The sequence below is a fragment of the Algibacter lectus genome (assembly GCF_900112395.1).
Taxonomy (GTDB): Bacteria; Bacteroidota; Bacteroidia; order Flavobacteriales; family Flavobacteriaceae; genus Algibacter; species Algibacter lectus.
In genome coordinates this window covers 125,700-144,628 of the sequence record NZ_FOLN01000009.1, presented here as the reverse complement: position 1 = coordinate 144,628, position 18,929 = coordinate 125,700, and the positions used below count along the sequence as shown (strand labels likewise).

Below are 18,929 nucleotides of genomic sequence, written 5' to 3'. Positions count from 1 at the left end.
AAGATTTGGACTTGTTCTTTTTTGCAATATTTTACACTACAAAGGTATAGTCATCATCCATTTTTCAAAACACTGAAATTGATGTATTTGTATGCTTATTTATCTGTTAATTTTGCATCATTTTGGGGTAAAATCAATGTGTTATGTATTATAGAAATCATATTTTTTTTAAGGCCTTAACAACCCAATCATTTGTCCTACTCCTATTCCAAAATATGTACGGTCTTTATTTATTTGCACCATAGGAGAAATTGTTAACCCATAATACCTCGTAAACGGAAATTCTATTTTAGGATTAAGAATTAAACTCAATGTATTTTGAGCTTTATAGTTCCATGTATAATTCTCTACAAAAAAAGTATCAGATTTTGTTTGCCAATTCTCAGGTTCTCTTATCGTAGTGTAAGCTACTCCAACAGACATATTAACCCTAATGGTACCGCTTTCATTGAGCTTATAGATTTTCCCAACGCCTATTTTATAGTTCTCCATTTGGTCATGAGGATTAGCCAAACCAAAAGAAAACACTCCGACTATTCCCGAAGAATAATCACTGGGCTGTGATTTAGGCTTGCGAATGTTACCCGTATATCCAATTATAAATGAATACTTTTCTTTATAAACATAATTTAAATTTAAATCAACACCAATGTAATTTCCAAAATTTAATTCACCAGATGAATAAAAGGCTTTATTACCGAAGAATTGAGCACTCACAAAATTGCAACTAATCAGGCTTATTATAATTATATATCGTTCCATAAATTTACCCAAGATACTATTTTTATAAAATTCAAAAATCAGTTCAACCTAATTTTTTCCAATAACATTTATTTAGACAACTACTTAGGAAATAGTTTCTAATCCACAAGTATTTTATAAATACCAGTTTCAGCATCCAATTCAAATTCAGCATCTATAATCGTGATTGCGTTGTATTCTGTATAACTACAGCACTCACCCATTTTTCTTTCGGCATCCACATAAAGATTAAAAATTTCATGACCCGAAATACTCACTTTTAAATTTACAATTTCTGTATCCCAACCTATTGAACCAATTTGAATTTGATTTATATTATCTTCTGAAATAAACATAAACTCAATACGTTCATTATCATTCAAACGGTCTGTTATTTCGATATCACCAGCCACATAGGTACCATTCGTAAATACGTTTTCGCCACTCGCTTTGTCTACAATTTCGAAAATAAAACTATTAGGTGGCGTAAAGCAATCTCCACAATCATCGCTTTTACAACTTTGGAAAATTAATGCAACGTATACTAAAAGTAAATGGAAGTTTTTCATCAGATGTAGATTTTGCTTTGTAGATGAAATTTTGATAAAAAGGTTGCGTTTGGATGTTTATTAAATTAGCCTACACAACATCGCTATTTTGTTTATTCTTCTTAAAAACCTTAAAGATCAAAGCTACATTAATAATGAATGCAGGAATTACAAAAACATCTTTAATGGTATTAACAGTTAGCACATCATACTCTAAAAACACCATAGAAAGAAAAATAATAATTGTCGAAATGATTAATCCTGTTTTTATATAATTCATATTTATTTGTTTTTATTAAATTTTGATTCCGTATTTAAAGTGAATATTATAGATGCTAAAATAATTAACGATGAAAAAATCAAAAGCCAATATTCGTTGGGGTCTGAAATGTTTGAAAAATCAATATTTAATATACCCAAAACGCAAGAGGCTATTACAAATATTGAAGCTAAATTTCTTTTTATCATTTTTCGAGAGTATTAAAAAGCTTAAAGTATAATAACGTTTACGTAACAAAATAACAACGACCTTTGATTAAGCACTAAACTAAGCATTGTTTTTATACAATGTTACCTGCTGGCTTTTATTCCTATTAATATTTTATTTTTCCGTTTTTCTGTCAAAACCTTGACCCAATAAGTTACAATAACATCGTATCCGCCAGATTCCGATTTTTGCTCATTAGTCAGAATATCAATACCAGTCGCTACTTTAGAGTTTTTCTCATCCCACTTTTGTATGTGCTCAAAATATTCCTTTTTAGTTCCAATTCGGTTACCGCTATTCCCAGTTCTGAAAATCACTTTTTTGTCCTTAAAGTCAAATCCGTTTAGTTTTTCATTCAGATATGCGTTCAGATATTCAGACTCCACTTGAGTGAGTTTCGGGTTATTGTCAATTCCACATTCAGAGAGGTTTTGTCCAAATATATTTGAGGAAATTAACAGTAAAATTAATGTTCCGATTTTTTTCATAAGTTCTGTTTTTCAGCTTGCAGGTAACTAAGGTATATGATTCATAGAAATATCCCACCTCTCTATACTGAAAGAATTTTCTTCCGAATAAAAATAAGTTTTTTTTACGTAAAACAACTTCAGCAATTAAAAAAATAACGGTAAAGTATCAAAAAATTAAAAGTACTGACCAATACCAAATACTAAACCTTGCGTGGCATTTTTAGAAACACCATAGCCGTAATCTATTCTAAAAACAGCATTATAGATCTTCTTATGAAAAAACCGCAACCCAATGCCTGGGTAAAGTTTCATATTTTTACTTCTACTAAAATCGGATAGTTCGCCACCAGGATTTCGCCAAGAACCAGCATCTATAAAGGCATTACCTTGTAGAACAAACCAATCTTTCTCGAAAAGTGTTTGGCGATATTCGGTATTCACAACAATAACTCCGGTACCTCTATCTATGGTATTCCCTACGCCACGTATATTAACATTGTTATCTACAGAAAACGGTGCAAAAGGCGTATCGTTGTTAGATGCTAAACCCAACCGAACTCTATTTGCCCAATTCCCTTTTTCGCCAACGCGTTTGAAAATAAAAAAATCGTTCCAGCCTATATAGAAATCATCAACCCCATCTTGATTAGAGGTTACAAACTGAAAATTAAACTGACTTCGGAATCCGGAAATGTATTGATAAAAATAATCTAACGTATTATAATCGTAAATACCCTTTATAAGCCACTTAGGTATATTGAGTTCTAGCGGCACATTTTCGCTAGTTTCACCACTTTGGTATTGGTAATCTTCCTCAAAACTATTTAATCCAATTTCGAGCTTATTACTAAAATTAAACTCGTACAAACCAGAGATTTCTACAGACTTATTATTATACCTATAATTAGCCGATGTATTATTGAAAAACACAGGTTCTAGAGTCGTTAAACTTTGCAGGTTAAAAGCCAAACCAAACCGTTTAGAAAACAAATAAGGCGCTCTAAAGTTTAAAGCATAACTATTAAAAACATCTTTTTGATAAAAACCACCAACGGCAATATTTCTGCCCAAAGCATTAAATTCTGCCAAACCTACGCGGTAGGCAAACTCATCGTTATCGGTAGTGTAAATATTAAGTGAAGGAATAAGGGTAAAGTTTTCTTCAATGCCATAAAACACATTGTAAGCACCATCATCTGACAAAAAAACTTGATAATACGCATGAGCAACCGACGGCAAACGCTTTAATCGTTTAATATCTTGCTCTATAATGGTTGAATCTAAAATGCTACCACCTTTTATAGACGCTAAACTTTTAATGAAAGATGTTTTTAATTTATTATTCCCCTGAATTTTTAAATCGGCCACCATATGGTTTTGAGCCACACCATGAGCAAAGGTTATTAATAAAATAAAAAGTAAAGTTTTTTTCATTATTCTACAGTAAATGGCGTCATAATCACTTGGTTTACCCAATTATCCAAGCTCACGTCCATTACTGTAAATATATAATTATTTCCCGATATTAAATTTGGCGGTGTATCTGGAGTAATATTTAGCACCACATTATCGAGTTTATAATATTGAAATTGATTGTTATAGGTATAGGTTCCTGAGATTAAATCGGAACTCTCTGTAGTTAAAACTTCAAAGAAAATAGCATTGTTTTCTTCGGAAAGCACATCCCATGAAAAAATTGGCATTCCTGATTGCTGTTGATTAATAAGCACCTCATCGGTCCACTGCGATGGTTGACTGCTTTTTTTATTCCGAACAGGTGTTGCAACTTTTATAACATCACCCACCTGATAAACCACCGTAAACCAAGCCGCATTAGATGTAGTTTCGAAAAAGCGCAAAGCGCCATTAAAAAGTGGTTTGGTTTCTAAATCAATAAAATTGTATTCTGAAAAATCTTCACCATTTACTGTAAAGACATCGGTTTCATATAATTTAAAAGATTCCGCTCCTGCTTCCGGATAAAAATAAACATTAACCAAATTAGCATCATAATCTGTGCTAGCCGCACAAGCTATAACGGCATCTTCTTCGTAGATATTAACGCTTAAAACTTCAGATAAAATGGTATTATTATTTAAAAGCAACTCAGCACCATCATCGCTATCGCAAGCGCTAATAAACAAGCATATTATTAAAAGTTTTAAATTACTTATAAGCCTCATAATGAGATTTTATTAACTGTTCTACAGGTTTATTTTGTGGCGTAAACCTCGAGTTATTTTCTCCACCTGATTTTTCATGGTTATGAAACCATTTCCAAATAAACCCTCCAGCAAACCAATCTTCCTTCCAAAAGGTTTTAAACAAAGCTTCAGACGTATTAGTCTGTGCTTCTAGGTTTACGGAATCCATAGCTCTATCGCTTCGCCAAGGTTCTTTACCCGTAAAATCGACACTTCGGTAACCAAATTCTGTAAATAGTATCGGCTTTTTATAAGTTTCCGATGTACTTTTAATAACCGCTTTATGCGTGCCCCAATTAGCCATACACTCCGCAACTGTTGGTGTTTTGGTTTCGCTAACCGGAAAATAAGCATCTATACCTATATAATCCATTTGCGCCCAAAAGGGAGTACGTTTAAACTCATCCCAATTGGCAGCGTAAGTGAATTTACCGTTATAAATCTTTTTAATTTCTACAATTAAATTGTTCCAGTATTCTGGTCTGTTTGCAACAAACTTTTCTAGTTCTGTACCAATACAAAATATATCGGCATTCACCTCTTCGGCTAACTTGGCATATTCTAAAATAAATTTAGAGTACGATTGTTCGAAAACTTTCCAGTTTGCTTCCGTAGCCATTTCTATATGCCCAGTATACACGCCATGACTCACCCAAATTTGAGGTTTTATCATTATTTTTATACCGTGCTTTTGAAGTTCTACGGCATATTGCTGTGCACCATTTTTAGTTTCGCCTAACCACTGCCTTTGTGTATTAAAAGCAATTTCGGGATGCGTAATATCTCTAATAAAACCAAAAGGCATAACTGCCGCAAAATTGGCATTTATATTAATTACTGGCATTACATTTTTTTGAGAAATAGCTTCTCGAGAGGCTACAAAACTAACACCATTTATTTTTTTTGGTTGGGCATTACAACTCTGTAAAATAAACAGGGTAAGTAAAACTAGGAATATATTTCTTCTCATTAAAAAAGTTTTTTTGCTCCTAATTTACTACTAAACATTAAAACAAAGCTCTTAAACCTATGTTAAAAGATTGCCCTAGCCCTGTATCATTACCTCTCACAAAGCCTGTATAAAGGGTTTCTACATTGAGAACATCTGTTAATTGATATTTTAAACCACCACCAAGTGCTGTAAAATCTTGAGAGAAATCATTTCCAGCATCAATTAATTGTGAGTGTTGTATCAACCCTAATACAGTAAATTTAGAACTTGGGAAATAACTTAAAAACACTCCTGGCGTTAAGCGCAAACTATTGTTTGCAAAACTCCCTCCTATTTGAGTTCCAGAGCTATCTCTTTCTAATTTTTTACCAAAGTTGAATTCTGAATTAAGCTCTGAAAACAATTGCCATTTTCCGCCAGAAAAACTGTAATCATAGAAAAAACGGTTTTGAAATATAAATCCTTTTTGATCTAAAAACACGCCATTTTCCTTTTCATTATCTATTAACGGAATATGAAAAGCGGTTTGAATGGTAAAGTTACCCACACCTTTAATAGGGTTAAATTTTATGGCCGGAGCAAAAGATGTTAAACCAGAACGTGCCGTATTTGTTTCTCCATCAAACTTAAAAACATCTAGAGCATCGCGTCCTCCAATAACATTGGAACGAAACTCCAATAACAAACCAACATTAAATTTACTATTTGCGGAAACCCCTGTAAAAACATCCAATGTAGACGTGAAAAAGGTTTCTCTATCCTTATCTTGTTTTGCCCCATTTTCTCCAAATAAATCTTTGGTTTCCGTATATAAATTATTAAACCATTTTATATCCCATTGCCCGCTACTTAGTAACTTGGAAGGTGTGTAAGTTTGGATATTACTTTTTTTGTTTTCTATTGAATCGTCTTGCTGAGCAAAGCCTGTAAAAGAAAGTGTTAGCAAGAATGCCGTTAGTATTTTTTTCATCTTTAAATTGTTTTATTGTACGTTTTATAGTGTGTTAGTTTTCCAGTTGTATGGAAAGTAGCTTAGTTTAAAATTGGTTGGGATTTTTTCTGTTCTGTAAGTATTAATGAAATCAATTTCAGTAGTCCCATTCATTGTAAAATCACCTTTATACCATTCCATAATTTGAGAAGCCTCAACACGTTTCTTTTTAGCATTCACCTTTAAAAATCTTCCATTAAGGGCAATTTTAGTTTGCTTCGTCATTTGGCTATCTACTGTTTTAGGCAAATATGCTTTACTTATTAATGGAGGGCAACCTACAGCGCCACAAACAAGTACAAAGTGAAATCTAGCATCATTGAAAACCTCTCGTAAAAGTTTATGTTCTATATTATTTAACGTTGTGTTTTTACCACCTAAAGCATATGTTGTTTTATCAAAAAAGCCTTTTTTATCTAGAGGAGAGTTTAGCGGATAGTTATCTACAATCCCTTTTATTACTGATAAGTTATAAGCGTTTATCCAAAATGCTTGGTAAACACTAGCATCTGTTTTTGATACCGAAATACCTTCGGCTAATTTTAAAACCTCATCTAAAGTTTTAGGTTCGTTGTGTATTTTAGAATAATCTACTTTACCATTAACTACATAGGTTTTAAAAAAAGCATCGGCTTTAGAAAAGAATTCGTTTGTGTTTTGAGCAAAACTCGTAACCGATAATAAGCTCATGGTAAATACTATGATAATATGTTTTTTCATTTTATAAATTTTAATGATACAAAGTAAAACTTCCTCTTGCTTTTTATTTGTTAGCCAACTTACACTTTAAAAAAGTTTTTTGAAAAGTCTGATAATTAAGCTTTGCCTTACAGAGCCCCTCTTTATTTAAATCTATTCTAAATTAATACACCAAGTTAAGTTCTTATCTTTAAAACGACCTAAAGAATCACAATTCTAAAAATTATGGAACATATTGTTATAATCGGGAATGGAATTTCGGGTGTTACCGCAGCGCGACACATTAGAAAACTTTCTGATAAAAAAATTACTATTATATCGTCTGAAACCGAATATTTTTTCTCTCGAACAGCACTTATGTATGTATACATGGGGCACATGACGTTTGAACATACTCAACCCTATGAAAATTGGTTTTGGAAAAAGAATAGAATAGAATTAAAAAAGGCTTTTGTTAAAACAGTTGAGACTGAAAATAAAACGCTTCACTTTGCAGATGGAGATTCTTTAACCTACGACAAGCTTATTATAGCTACCGGAAGTAAACCAAACAAATTTGGTTGGCCTGGTCAAGATCTAGATGGCGTTATGGGCATGTACCATAAACAAGATTTAGAAAATCTAGAAAAATATGCTCCAAATAACAAAGTGTGTAAACGTGCCGTAATTGTGGGAGGCGGATTAATTGGTATTGAAATGGCCGAAATGCTACACTCTCGCCATATTCCGGTAACATTTTTAGTAAGAGAAAATAGTTTTTGGAATGGTGTATTACCAGAAGGTGAAAGCAACATGATAAACCGTGAAATTTTAAGTAGCGGTATAGATTTACGCCTTTCTACCAACTTAAAAGAGATAGTTGCTGATGAAAACGGCAATGTTAAATCGGTTATTATTGATGAAACAGGAGAAGAACTTCCTTGTAATGTGGTTGGATTAACCGCAGGAGTTGCTCCAAATATAGATTTTTTAAGAGATTCTGGTATTGAAATAGGTCGAGGCGTAAAAGTGAATCGTTACCTAGAAACTAATGTAGAAGATGTTTATGCTATTGGTGATTGTGCCGAGCAACATGAAGGTATTGACCAACGTCGCCCTATTGAAGCCGTTTGGTATACGGGCCGTATGATGGGAGAAACTTTAGCACAAACTATTTGCGATAATAAAACACAATACAAACCTGGGCATTGGTTTAATTCTGCCAAATTTATCGATATAGAATACCAAACTTATGGTTGGGTTTGGGCACAAGCTAAAGACCATGAATCACGTTTTTATTGGGAACATGAAGATGGTAAAAAATGTATTCATATTAATTACGATAAAACCACTCGAGAATTTATTGGTATTAACAACTTCGGAATACGAATGCGTCACGAATTTTTCGACAAGGTTTTAAATGAAAAGCGCACGGTAGATTATGTTTTAGAACACTTAGCCGATGCTAATTTCGATCCTGAATTTTACAAACTTCACGAAAAGGAAATCGTTGCAAAATTCAACCAAGAGAACAACACTAACATTCAATTAAAAAAGAAAAGCTGGAAACGTATTTTTAGCAAAGCATAAGATATGAAAGCAATAAAACAAACCGGTTTAGTCCTTTTTCTATTAGGACTTGCCATTTTCATAGGAACCATTTTCACAGGTTCTTTCAGTTTAAAACAAGCTGAGTTAGATACGTTTTTAAAAGAGCAAAATTATAAAAGCGAAGTTATAGGTGAAGCTCTACAAAAAGCTGTTGTTACCACTAACGATTTAAACATTTTTCAGTTTTCTAATGCGGTTAGAAATGCATATGCTGCATCTAACAATCATTATGACAATCTTATTAAGAAGTATGATGCTGAAAAAAATTGGGACGAAAAAGGAAAACAATTTCAATATAAAATCTCAGGAAAACCGCATAGTTTAAGTTTTTCACTAGCTAAATCAGCAGGAAAAGGTCCTGCTCCAGATAGTACTGGCCTTATGTGGTTTCTAACGTTTGGCTTAGCTATTATTGGAGCACTTATGTATATAGTTCCGGATGTTATTTTACTAGGAAAACCTGGTATTAAAAACAATGGTGTTTTTCTGAATGCTGCCACAAACCGCGGTTGGATTGGTTGGTTTGCATTTATCTTTTTAGTTACATTCTACATTCTACTTTATTTCTTTCCTGATTATATTGTAAACTGGGTATATTTAGTAGACCCTATTAGCAAATCTATAAGCGGAAATCCTGCAAGTCAATGGTTTTTATATGGCTTTCTATACTGTACAGTAATGTCGGTAATGGCTGTTAGAATGTATATTAAATACCGCCATAACAAATATCAAATATTAAGAACGACATCTGTTTTATTTTTTCAAATTGTATTTGCTTTCTTAATTCCAGAAATTCTAGTGCGTTTTGAGAAACCTTGGTACGATTTTAAAAATGCGTTCCCTTTAGATTACGATTTTTTCTTTAAATGGAATTTAGAAGAACTTCTTGCTAGTGGTGCTTTTGGCTTATTCATATTAGTTTGGGGAGTTGTTTTAACTATTATAGTAGTACCGGTAATGGTTTACTTCTTCGGAAAAAGATGGTATTGTTCTTGGGTTTGCGGCTGTGGAGGTTTAGCCGAAACATTAGGAGATCCATACAGACAACTTTCTAGTAAAACATTATTATCTTGGAGAGTAGAACGTATTATAATCCATTCTGTTTTGATATTTGTTTTAGTCATGACGGGTTTTGCTCTGTACACTTTCTTTTCTGGTGAAGGCCAAGTATTAGGTATTAAAACACAAACCATACAAGATATATATGGCTTTTTAATCGGTTCTATTTTTGCTGGTGTAATTGGTACGGGCTTCTACCCTATTTTCGGTAACCGTGTTTGGTGTCGTTTTGGATGCCCTTTAGCTGCATATTTAGGTTTTGTACAACGTTTTAAATCTAGATTTAGAATTACAACAAATGGAGGGCAATGTATTTCTTGTGGAAACTGTTCTACTTACTGTGAGCAAGGTATTGATGTTAGAGCTTATGCACAAAAAGGAGAAAATATTGTACGCTCTAGTTGTGTAGGTTGTGGAGTTTGTTCTGCAGTTTGCCCAAGAGGAGTTTTAAAATTAGAAAACGGACCAGAAGAAGGCCGTATAAATCCAACAGATGTTTTACTTGGTAACGATGTTGATTTAATGGATTTAGTAAATAAAAAATAATGAAATATATCTGCTACCTGCTTTTAGTTTCTATGTCTTTCAATAGTTTTGACAATGAGACTTATGTAAAAACATTTTACGAAAACGGAAGTTTAGAATCTGAAGGCTGGATTAAGCAGGATAAAAAAGAAGATTATTGGAAATTTTACTACGATAATGGCCAAATTAAAAAAGAAGGTCACTTTTCAAACAATAATCCTATAGAATATTGGTATTTTTACGCCCCAAATGGATTAAAAGAAAGCGAAGGCCACTTTGTTAACGGAAAAAAAACAAATTGGTGGGTGTTTTATGACCATTCAGGACAGGTTAGCCACAAGTGTCAACTTAAATTTAATCAGAAAAACGGATATTGTTTAAAGTATAAAAACGGCGATATTATTTCTGCTAGCAAATACAATGCGGGTAAAAAAATTAAAGAATGGTACAACCTAAAAGATTTTAAAAAAGAAAACAACCTACTTAATTTAAGATGACCCAAATAAAAGTCATAATTCCTGCATACAACGAAGCAGATTCCATTACACATGTTATTAAAGCCATTCCTGACATTGTTAACGAAGTTATTGTGGTAAGCAACAACTCTACCGACGATACAGAAATTAATGCCAGAAATGCAGGTGCTACCGTTTTAAAAGAAACAAATAAAGGTTATGGATATGCTTGTTTAAAAGGCATGGAGTATATTGCTAACCAAACTAAAAAACCAGATATTATTGTGTTTCTAGATGGTGATTATAGCGATTACCCCGAAGAGCTTACTAAAATAGTTTCACCTATAATTAATGATAATTTAGATTTTGTTATTGGAGCCCGTGTAAAAGAATTAAGAGAAGCTGGGTCGATGACTATGCCACAAATTTTTGGGAATTGGCTAGCAACAACCTTAATGAGCTTGTTTTTTAACGCTAAATTTACAGATCTTGGACCATTTAGAGCCATAAAATACAATAAGTTACTAGCTCTTAACATGGAGGATAAAACTTATGGTTGGACTGTAGAGATGCAACTAAAGGCTTTAAAGCAAAAATTATCTTACACAGAAGTCCCTGTTAATTATAGAAACAGAATAGGCGTCTCAAAAGTGTCTGGTACGGTAAAAGGGGCTATATTTGCAGGCGCAAAAATCTTGGGATGGATTTTTAAATACAGCATAAAGAAATGATTTTAGAGAGCATAATAATTACAATTTACACCATTGCATTACTACTTATTTTAATGTATGCATTGGCACAACTTAACTTACTTTTCAATTACTTATCGGCGAAAAGAAAAACCGATAAATCTGTAAAATTCGATTTATCCAATCCAGATGAAATTCCTTTTGTTACCATACAACTTCCTGTTTACAATGAAATGTATGTTATGCAACGGTTACTGGATAATATAGCAGAAATTGATTATCCAAATGACAAATTAGAGATTCAGGTTTTAGACGATTCTACAGATGAAACCATAGAGACTACAAGAGCTCAAGTAGAAGTACTTAAAGCAACAGGTTTGGATATTAAGCACATTACCCGTACAAATAGAGTTGGGTTTAAAGCAGGTGCTTTAAAAGAAGGTTTAGAGATTGCTAAAGGTGAATTTATTGCCATTTTCGATTCCGATTTTCTTCCTAAAAAAGACTGGTTAAAACAAACGGTTCCTTATTTTAAAGATTCTGAAATTGGTGTTGTGCAAACCCGTTGGGGACACATCAATAGAAATTACTCTATACTTACTAAAATACAAGCCTTTGCTCTAGATGCGCATTTTACCCTAGAACAAGTAGGACGAAACAGTAAAGGACATTTTATAAATTTTAATGGTACCGCTGGTTTATGGCGTAAAGCTTGCATTCTCGACGCAGGAAACTGGGAAGGTGATACCTTGACTGAAGATCTAGATTTAAGTTACCGTGCACAACTTAAAAACTGGAAATTCAAGTATTTAGAAGATGTAGAAACTCCTGCAGAACTTCCAGTTGTTATTAGTGCCGCACGTTCGCAACAGTTTAGATGGAATAAAGGTGGAGCAGAAAATTTTAAGAAAATGAAATGGCGTGTTCTTAAAAGTAAAAACATTTCAACTAAAACAAAAATACATGGCTTGTTGCATTTACTGAACAGCACCATGTTTTTAAATATTTTATTAGTTGCTATTTTGAGTATACCAATGCTTTACATAAAAAATGAATACGCGCACTTAAAAACGTATTTTATTGTAATGAGTTTCTTTGTGATAAGCACACTAATATTCTTTATCTGCTATTGGGTAATGTATAAAAACATCTATGGTGGCGGCGTAAAGAACTTTGTAAATTATATAGCCATGTTCTTTGTCTTTTTCTCAATAGCTATGGGTTTTTCACTACACAATACCATTGCTGTAATTGAAGGTCATATTGGTAAAAAAAGTGAATTTGTACGTACACCAAAATTCAACATTAGTAAGTTTAAAGACAACTTAAAAACAAACCAATACATAAAGAAAACAGTATCTATCAACGTTATTTTTGAAGGTCTGCTTATGGCTTACTTCGGTTTTGGTATGTACAGTGCTTTTATTGTTGGTAACCAAGGAGGCGATTTTGGACTCTTCCCTTTTCACCTGATGCTATTTTTAGGCTTCGGATTTGTGTTTATAAAATCGTTAGTTTCTAAAGTTTAATTTTAAGCTTTAGCTGAAATCTTATAACGATAAACCTTTCCTATAAAAAGAAATTCCAAACCACACCAAAACGTATTGAGAAATCTCGATACGGATAATTAGGTGCCGAATAATAATCGTACCCTGTAAAGGCTGCATTAAAATGTTCTGCTTTTAAATAGATTCGAGTTTGACGTATTTTAGCATTTAAGAAGAAATCTAACCTAGGAAACTCCCCTATCTCTTGTTCGTTTTGCACATAAAACTCCGCTAAAACAGGATCGTAAGCATTCATGTTGTACTTTGAGAAATAATTTAAGGTTACACCTGTTTGAAGAAACAACGCCTTTTTAAACAAATGGCTAGAATAATAGAGTGTGCTACGTAAGTTTAATTCAGGCACATTTAAAACACCTTCACCATTTGTAACATTTTGGTACATAAAGGTATTGTTTAAAGCGAACTTTCCGACTTTAATTTCCTTATCTAGTTTAGCTCTTAAATAATTTATAGTGCCGCTGTATTGAGTTGGCGCGACCAACTGAGTTGTTTCATCTAAATGAAAATAAGCATAGTCACTAATGGTAGAATAATCGACACTCAAGTTAACTAGTTTATCTGATTTTAATTCGAATGCCAATTGTTGTGTTTCTGTATTATTGAAATTATTTATCCAGTTGTAGTTTAAATAATCACTTTGAAACAGCAAGAAGTTGAAATTTGGCGCTTTAGAGCTATGATTAAGCGATGCAATAGCTTTGATATCATCGTTTAATTTGAAACTAGCCTGAGCCTTCAAAAAGTTTCCATCGAAATCTCCAGACACGTTTAATCCTACTTCACCTAAAAGATCGAAACCTTTGTATTCCTTGTGGTATTTTCCACCAGCCGATAGAATATCACCTTTAAGACGGTTTGTTATTGTTGTTCCGTTTAGAACAACGATTTTATCATAACCGTAATTATAATTATCATAACCTAAATCGAACTGTACATCGCCAAGAATATTGTTGCTATAATTTAATTGAAATTGATTGTGAAAATGTTCTAAAGTTGCACGATCTTGTAAACTTGAACTCTTAAAAGCTTCACCAAAAATATCGGTTTCGGCACTAGATTGGCTGTATTCAAAATACTTATCTTCAAACGAAACAACTTGACCTAAACTTAAATTATTACGAGACAATGAGTCTTTTTGATTTATAAAAGCATAGCTGTGTTCTAAATGAAAACGCTTTGCTTTCAGCATACTTTCGGCATCTTCGAAGTTCACTTCTAGAATAGATCGATCTATAAATTCCTCATCACCAGACTCAAAATACTCAATACTCTCATCTTGAAGCCCTCCGTTTTCCTCGTTGTATAAATCTTGGGTTACAATATGGCCGCGTGCTTGGTATCTATCATTCTCAGACCGATAATTTGATGTAAATCTAAAGTTACCCGTACTTGTAATAATGTGTTGGTATTTACCAATGGAACGCATGCCTTTATAGGCTATGGAAAAATTAAAACGTGGACTTGTATTTACAGTAAAAAACGCATCGAGTAACTGCCCTTGCTCAAAAGCTGTTTTATACATTAATTCTGTCAGCGGTGTTGGTACGCGGTAGTAATTAATATCTTCAATTTCCATGTAATTGAAATGCCTAGCACGCGCACCCAAGTTTGGCACCAAATCGGTACTTTGGAAATTGTAAGTTAAGCTATTATATGTTTGACCTAAGTTTGAAAAGGCTATCAATCCGAAATTATCTTTTCTTAAATAATTGAATTTATAATCTTTTTTCACAGACAATGTAGTATCTACAAAAGTGGTATCATTTTCATGAGATATAATAAGATAGTCCTGAATTTTAGGCTTCTCGTCTTCTTTATCTTTCCCAAAAACAGCTTTAGACAGTTTACTTTGAGGCTTCAAACTATCTTGCTCCTCTGTTTTAGGTGCCTTGCTCTCGGGTAATTCACGCGGCGTATTTTGTGCGTTTAACGCATTAAACAACAGCAAACAAAAGAATGATAGAACTATTTTATTCATAAATACAAAAATCTTGCTTTGGTTTTACTTTTACAAATATTACCGTTGCAAATGTAAAGACAAAATATGATAACGCTGAAAAATGCTGAGAATTATTTAAGAATCAATATAAAAAAACATTCAGTTCTATAAACCTAAAAAGCCAACTTCTAAAAACTTAGAAGTTGGCTTTTTAACACGCATATTATTTATGCTAAAAAATTAAGACCCCCATTGATAATAATTAATAGCATATTTAGTATTATCACCATTAATCATCGTTACTGTAGGATTAGTATAAGTAGAAAAGGTTCCATCATATTTCATATAAAAACCAGAAGCACTTGTTACAATAGCATCTACAAGTTCAACTACTGTTGCACCTCTACTATCTGCATTACCACTCTGCCCTGTAACCTCAAAATACATTTTACCATCAACAATTTGACGTTCTAAATAGTAATTCATACTGTAACTTGAACTTCCGCTTAAGTACTGTATAGAAAGATAAGGATCTCCTGTTGCATCTGGCAATATATTGTATAAGTAAAATCTATAAATAGTTCTACCACCATTAGCATTAGTGAAATCTTCCTGAGTTTTGGCGTAAAGATCATTAAATGCAGTACTCGATCTTTCTGTATCTACATAATTATATCTCAAATTTGCATAACCAGCAAATGCAGGTGTTGCTAGTGGTAAACCTGGTATATTATCATACAAGATTACTAAACCTTGATCTATGTTTTCATAAACATTATCTGTTTCATTATATTCGAAACTAATTAAGCTAGTACCATTAACATCAATTGGTTTCAAAAAACTAAAACCTGTTGCCGTAATCGCAATGGGAGCACTTACAGATATTGTAACATCTTCTTTTATATAACTTATAGTTGCAAGCCTTGATGAATTATTATAATCAAAAGTAGCTATAACTTCATCATTCAATAAAATATTTCTAAATACAGACTCTGTTCCATCTCCTTCAATTTGTTCAGCAGACTCATAAACTTGATCAAAATTAATACTATCGGCAGCGGCTGGCCTTAAGGTAAAAATAGTAATATCATCACCATAATCTAATTTACTTTCAAGTACTATCTCTTCACTAGTAGCAGAAAGAATATTAAATACAAACTCACCTTGATTACTATTATCATTTAAAGAAAATATTTCATGAAAAACTGCGTAAGTTTCTAAAACTAATTCAATTTTTAATGTTTTGTCTAATCTATAAGTTATGGTATTATCTTGACCACCTGTTTCATAATCTGAATTAATTTTAACATTACCATTTTCATCAAAATCCATAACCATAGTATATGCCCCAAATGAGTTATTTGGGGAGTAAACACCAACCCATCCATTTTCTGGCTTGGTTAAAATTTCTTGATAATTTGCTATAAACTCGTCTGTTCTCTCTTTTATCGACTGCTCGAATAATGGTTCAACATCATTATCTGTACAACCTAAGGCAAAAAGAAGCAGAAGGAGTAAATTTAATTTTGTAATAAGATTAAATATATTTTTCATTATTATATTTTTATTATGTTAGTTATAATTTAATTAATCTGGAATTGCTCCATTTTCCACTACATTATCCAATCGCTCTTGAATAATATCTCTAACCTCTAATAAATCAATGTTAAAATTGTCTTTATAGTAACCTACTACTAACTCTACTTTTTTTTGAATTAATTGACGTCCTTCATTAAGTTCTCTACAATTTATAATTTCATCTAGATCTGTTAATGACGAGCAATCTTGTTGTGTAATAAAATCTTCATCGAATGTTTCTTTATCTACAACTAATAAATGCGATACAATTTCGCAAAAGTCTTCAAACTCACTTGAAGTTGCGTAATTTCTAACCATTCCCAATTTAATCGCATCATCACGACTTACACCGTTGGACCAGTTTTGTCCTAAATATTTTTCAGAAATAGTATTAAATCCAACAGGCATACCATAAGTTTGATGTACTATATGAGAAAATTCATGATGAACTGTTGACAAAATCCCTCCTCCTGGGTTCGCTAGCCAAGTTCGATTAGAGAAATCTAAACTATTCAAATTCAACAAGGTAACACGAGCTCCTGCTTCAGCATACCCTAAAAGTCTAGATCCATCATCTTTATATATATAAGACCCAATATAAACTAACTCTGCAGGAAATAAATCTTGAATTAATTTATCTCCACCTTCTCCAGACGACGAATAAGGCTCGATCCACAAATGACGGACCAATTGTGTGGATGGAATTACCAATTCCGCATTGATAGGTGTAGCTCTTTGTGATGGATCTATAAAATTATCATTCCACCTCCAACGTGTAGCTGTTTTAAATTCTTCAAACAAACTTTCTCCATTGTTATCGTATAAATAAAGATCGTTTGGATGTGTTAACGCTCCAGATTCAGGCTGTACATATACCGCATTACTATCTTCAGATGTGCACTGAATACTAAATATTGCTAGTATTATAACAGCAAAATATTTAATTGTATTTTTCATTGTTCTCATTTTTTTTTATAATTAGTAACCTGGGTTTTCCTCAATACCATTAGCAATTGCTTTAGCCGGTAACTGCTCAGCTTTTCTTAAATCGTCACCAGCCAATGTAACATCAGTTACAACATTACCGTCTCCATCTGTTGAAACAACATGATACACTTCCAGTCCTAAACGCTTAATATCAAACCATCTTAACCCTTCTCTAAGAAATTCTTTTCTACGTTCAGATATTACCAAACTAAACATGGCATCTTTCTCAGTACCTCCATAATATGCAGCTACCTCTCCTAAGGTTAGTTGCCCACCGTTACTATACCTCAAAGGAGCCATAGTGTTGTAATCATTTAAAGCATCTTCCAATCTATTTTCCATAATATAGGCCTCCATTCTGTTTAAAAGCACCTCTTCACTACGCAACTCTGGCATAATAAAGTAAGCAAACCCCGTTGTAGATGTTGTATATTCGAAGAGCTCCGTGTACTTAGGTGGAGTTCTTGCAGATGATGATGAAAAACCATAACCTAAATCACGAAAATCAGAAGATCCTTGTGGATTATCTTGGTCATAAATTTCAGTGAGAAGAGCACTATTTGCCTGAAATCCCCTAGTATATCTAGTAACAGCGAAACTTTCTTTTCTTACCACTAACAAGTTACTTGGCTTTGATACGTCTATAAAATTATTTGCAATTTGAACAGAACCAGTACCTGTAAAAACTTCATCCATATCACGTATATAGTTTATACTCACTACGCCCTCCCCTAAAAGTTTATTGGAATATTCTATACATTTTACGTAATCTCCTTTAAACAAATAAAAACGAGAAGCAAAAGCGTAAGCTGCACTTTTATTAAAGTGATACTTTCCTGTTCCTACATAATAATCATCAGATATTAAAGGCAGTCCTTCTAATAAATCTTTTTCAATTAAATTGTATGTTTCCTCTAAAGTCCCCCTTTCATAAGAAACACTTAATTCTGTTTCTGGAGCCGTAATGTAAGGAATACCTAAAGCACTTTTATTTGCTTCACTATAATGTAATGCGAATATATTAGCTAACATAAAGTGGTTATAAGCTCTAGAAACTAAGGCTTCTCCTTTTAATGAATTTCTAAAATCGTCATCACCTCCATCTATTTCAGATAAACCAACTAACGCTTGATTAGCATGAGCAATTGCATTATAAGTATTATCCCAAAAATAAGTAGGCGTATCTTGTTGCTCGCTAGATACTACGGGTACGTAAGTATAATTTTCGGTCATCCAAGGGTATTGAGTGTTTTGAATAATATACGTTGCGTTATCTGATTTCGCTTCAACAAAATTATAAGTTGCTCGAGAATAGGCAGAAACCAATAACTCTGAAACATCATCTAAAGTCTTTACTTCCTGCCTATTATCTGGAACCTCATCTAAATAAGAATCACACGAAAAAAATGAAACTAGAGTAAATAGTATTATAAATCTTTTCTTCATA

General features: G+C 32.8%; 18 protein-coding genes. 6 read left to right on the top strand and 12 right to left on the bottom strand.

Features of this window, described 5'->3' with window-relative positions; all coding sequences use genetic code 11:
- Window positions 1-168: 168 nt before the first annotated feature.
- Both BM246_RS15330 and BM246_RS15325 read right to left on the bottom strand, forming a co-directional pair.
- Window positions 169-762, bottom strand: a complete 594-nt coding sequence (locus BM246_RS15330) for a hypothetical protein (protein WP_074939040.1) — start codon at window positions 760-762, stop codon at window positions 169-171.
- Between the two features lie 98 nt (window positions 763-860).
- A complete protein-coding gene (locus BM246_RS15325) occupies window positions 861-1,310 on the bottom strand; it encodes a hypothetical protein (RefSeq protein WP_074939038.1) in 450 nt (149 codons plus the stop codon).
- 53 nt (window positions 1,311-1,363) lie between these two features.
- Between BM246_RS15325 and BM246_RS19835 the strand changes: the two genes are divergently transcribed.
- The gene (locus BM246_RS19835; RefSeq protein ID WP_139221907.1) at window positions 1,364-1,564 is read left to right on the top strand and encodes a hypothetical protein; all 201 of its coding nucleotides are present in this window, start codon (window positions 1,364-1,366) and stop codon (window positions 1,562-1,564) included.
- A 295-nt stretch (window positions 1,565-1,859) separates the two neighbouring features.
- Here the strand turns inward: BM246_RS19835 and BM246_RS15310 are convergent, their stop codons facing one another.
- The 6 genes from BM246_RS15310 to BM246_RS15285 all read right to left on the bottom strand — a co-directional run bounded on the left by BM246_RS15310 (window position 1,860) and on the right by BM246_RS15285 (window position 7,113).
- Window positions 1,860-2,264 (bottom strand): DUF8192 domain-containing protein, encoded by a 405-nt coding sequence (locus tag BM246_RS15310; RefSeq protein ID WP_042505181.1) that lies wholly within the window; start codon window positions 2,262-2,264, stop codon window positions 1,860-1,862.
- Between the two features lie 156 nt (window positions 2,265-2,420).
- Window positions 2,421-3,680 (bottom strand): POTRA domain-containing protein, encoded by a 1,260-nt coding sequence (locus BM246_RS15305; protein ID WP_042505182.1) that lies wholly within the window; start codon window positions 3,678-3,680, stop codon window positions 2,421-2,423.
- Window positions 3,680-4,429 carry a hypothetical protein gene (locus BM246_RS15300; RefSeq protein ID WP_139221906.1) on the bottom strand — a complete coding sequence of 250 codons (750 nt, stop codon included), beginning with the start codon at window positions 4,427-4,429 and terminating at the stop codon, window positions 3,680-3,682. Before BM246_RS15300 ends, BM246_RS15305 begins: the two co-directional genes overlap by 1 nt.
- On the bottom strand, window positions 4,413-5,420 hold the full coding sequence (locus BM246_RS15295) for a glycoside hydrolase family 113 (protein ID WP_074939032.1): 1,008 nt from the start codon (window positions 5,418-5,420) through the stop codon (window positions 4,413-4,415). Before BM246_RS15295 ends, BM246_RS15300 begins: the two co-directional genes overlap by 17 nt.
- Window positions 5,421-5,457: 37 nt before the next feature.
- Entirely contained in the window at window positions 5,458-6,372 is a 915-nt protein-coding gene (locus BM246_RS15290) for a hypothetical protein (RefSeq protein WP_074939030.1), read from the bottom strand.
- 24 nt (window positions 6,373-6,396) lie between these two features.
- A complete protein-coding gene (locus tag BM246_RS15285) occupies window positions 6,397-7,113 on the bottom strand; it encodes a DUF547 domain-containing protein (protein ID WP_074939028.1) in 717 nt (238 codons plus the stop codon).
- Window positions 7,114-7,317: 204 nt separating this feature from the next.
- On the opposite strand from BM246_RS15285, the gene BM246_RS15280 reads away from it, so the two are divergent.
- The 5 genes from BM246_RS15280 to BM246_RS15260 are packed head-to-tail and all read left to right on the top strand — an operon-like array spanning window position 7,318 to window position 12,939.
- A complete protein-coding gene (locus tag BM246_RS15280; protein WP_074939026.1) occupies window positions 7,318-8,661 on the top strand; it encodes an NAD(P)/FAD-dependent oxidoreductase in 1,344 nt (447 codons plus the stop codon).
- Between the two features lie 3 nt (window positions 8,662-8,664).
- Window positions 8,665-10,287, top strand: a complete 1,623-nt coding sequence (locus tag BM246_RS15275; protein WP_074939024.1) for a 4Fe-4S binding protein — start codon at window positions 8,665-8,667, stop codon at window positions 10,285-10,287.
- A complete protein-coding gene (locus BM246_RS15270) occupies window positions 10,287-10,763 on the top strand; it encodes a toxin-antitoxin system YwqK family antitoxin (RefSeq protein ID WP_074939022.1) in 477 nt (158 codons plus the stop codon). The genes BM246_RS15275 and BM246_RS15270 overlap by 1 nt, the downstream gene beginning before the upstream one ends.
- A complete protein-coding gene (locus tag BM246_RS15265; protein WP_074939020.1) occupies window positions 10,760-11,452 on the top strand; it encodes a glycosyltransferase family 2 protein in 693 nt (230 codons plus the stop codon). The genes BM246_RS15270 and BM246_RS15265 overlap by 4 nt, the downstream gene beginning before the upstream one ends.
- Entirely contained in the window at window positions 11,449-12,939 is a 1,491-nt protein-coding gene (locus tag BM246_RS15260; RefSeq protein ID WP_042505187.1) for a cellulose synthase family protein, read from the top strand. The genes BM246_RS15265 and BM246_RS15260 overlap by 4 nt, the downstream gene beginning before the upstream one ends.
- 40 nt (window positions 12,940-12,979) lie before the next feature.
- Here the strand turns inward: BM246_RS15260 and BM246_RS15255 are convergent, their stop codons facing one another.
- The 4 genes from BM246_RS15255 to BM246_RS15240 all read right to left on the bottom strand — a co-directional run bounded on the left by BM246_RS15255 (window position 12,980) and on the right by BM246_RS15240 (window position 18,928).
- A complete protein-coding gene (locus BM246_RS15255; protein WP_074939018.1) occupies window positions 12,980-14,956 on the bottom strand; it encodes a putative porin in 1,977 nt (658 codons plus the stop codon).
- Window positions 14,957-15,157: 201 nt separating this feature from the next.
- Window positions 15,158-16,471, bottom strand: coding sequence for a DUF4302 domain-containing protein (locus tag BM246_RS15250; protein WP_042505189.1), 1,314 nt, complete (start codon window positions 16,469-16,471; stop codon window positions 15,158-15,160).
- 33 nt (window positions 16,472-16,504) lie between these two features.
- Window positions 16,505-17,452, bottom strand: a complete 948-nt coding sequence (locus tag BM246_RS15245; RefSeq protein ID WP_042505190.1) for a substrate import-associated zinc metallohydrolase lipoprotein — start codon at window positions 17,450-17,452, stop codon at window positions 16,505-16,507.
- 21 nt (window positions 17,453-17,473) lie between these two features.
- A complete protein-coding gene (locus tag BM246_RS15240) occupies window positions 17,474-18,928 on the bottom strand; it encodes a RagB/SusD family nutrient uptake outer membrane protein (protein ID WP_042505192.1) in 1,455 nt (484 codons plus the stop codon).
- Window position 18,929: the final 1 nt, after the last annotated feature.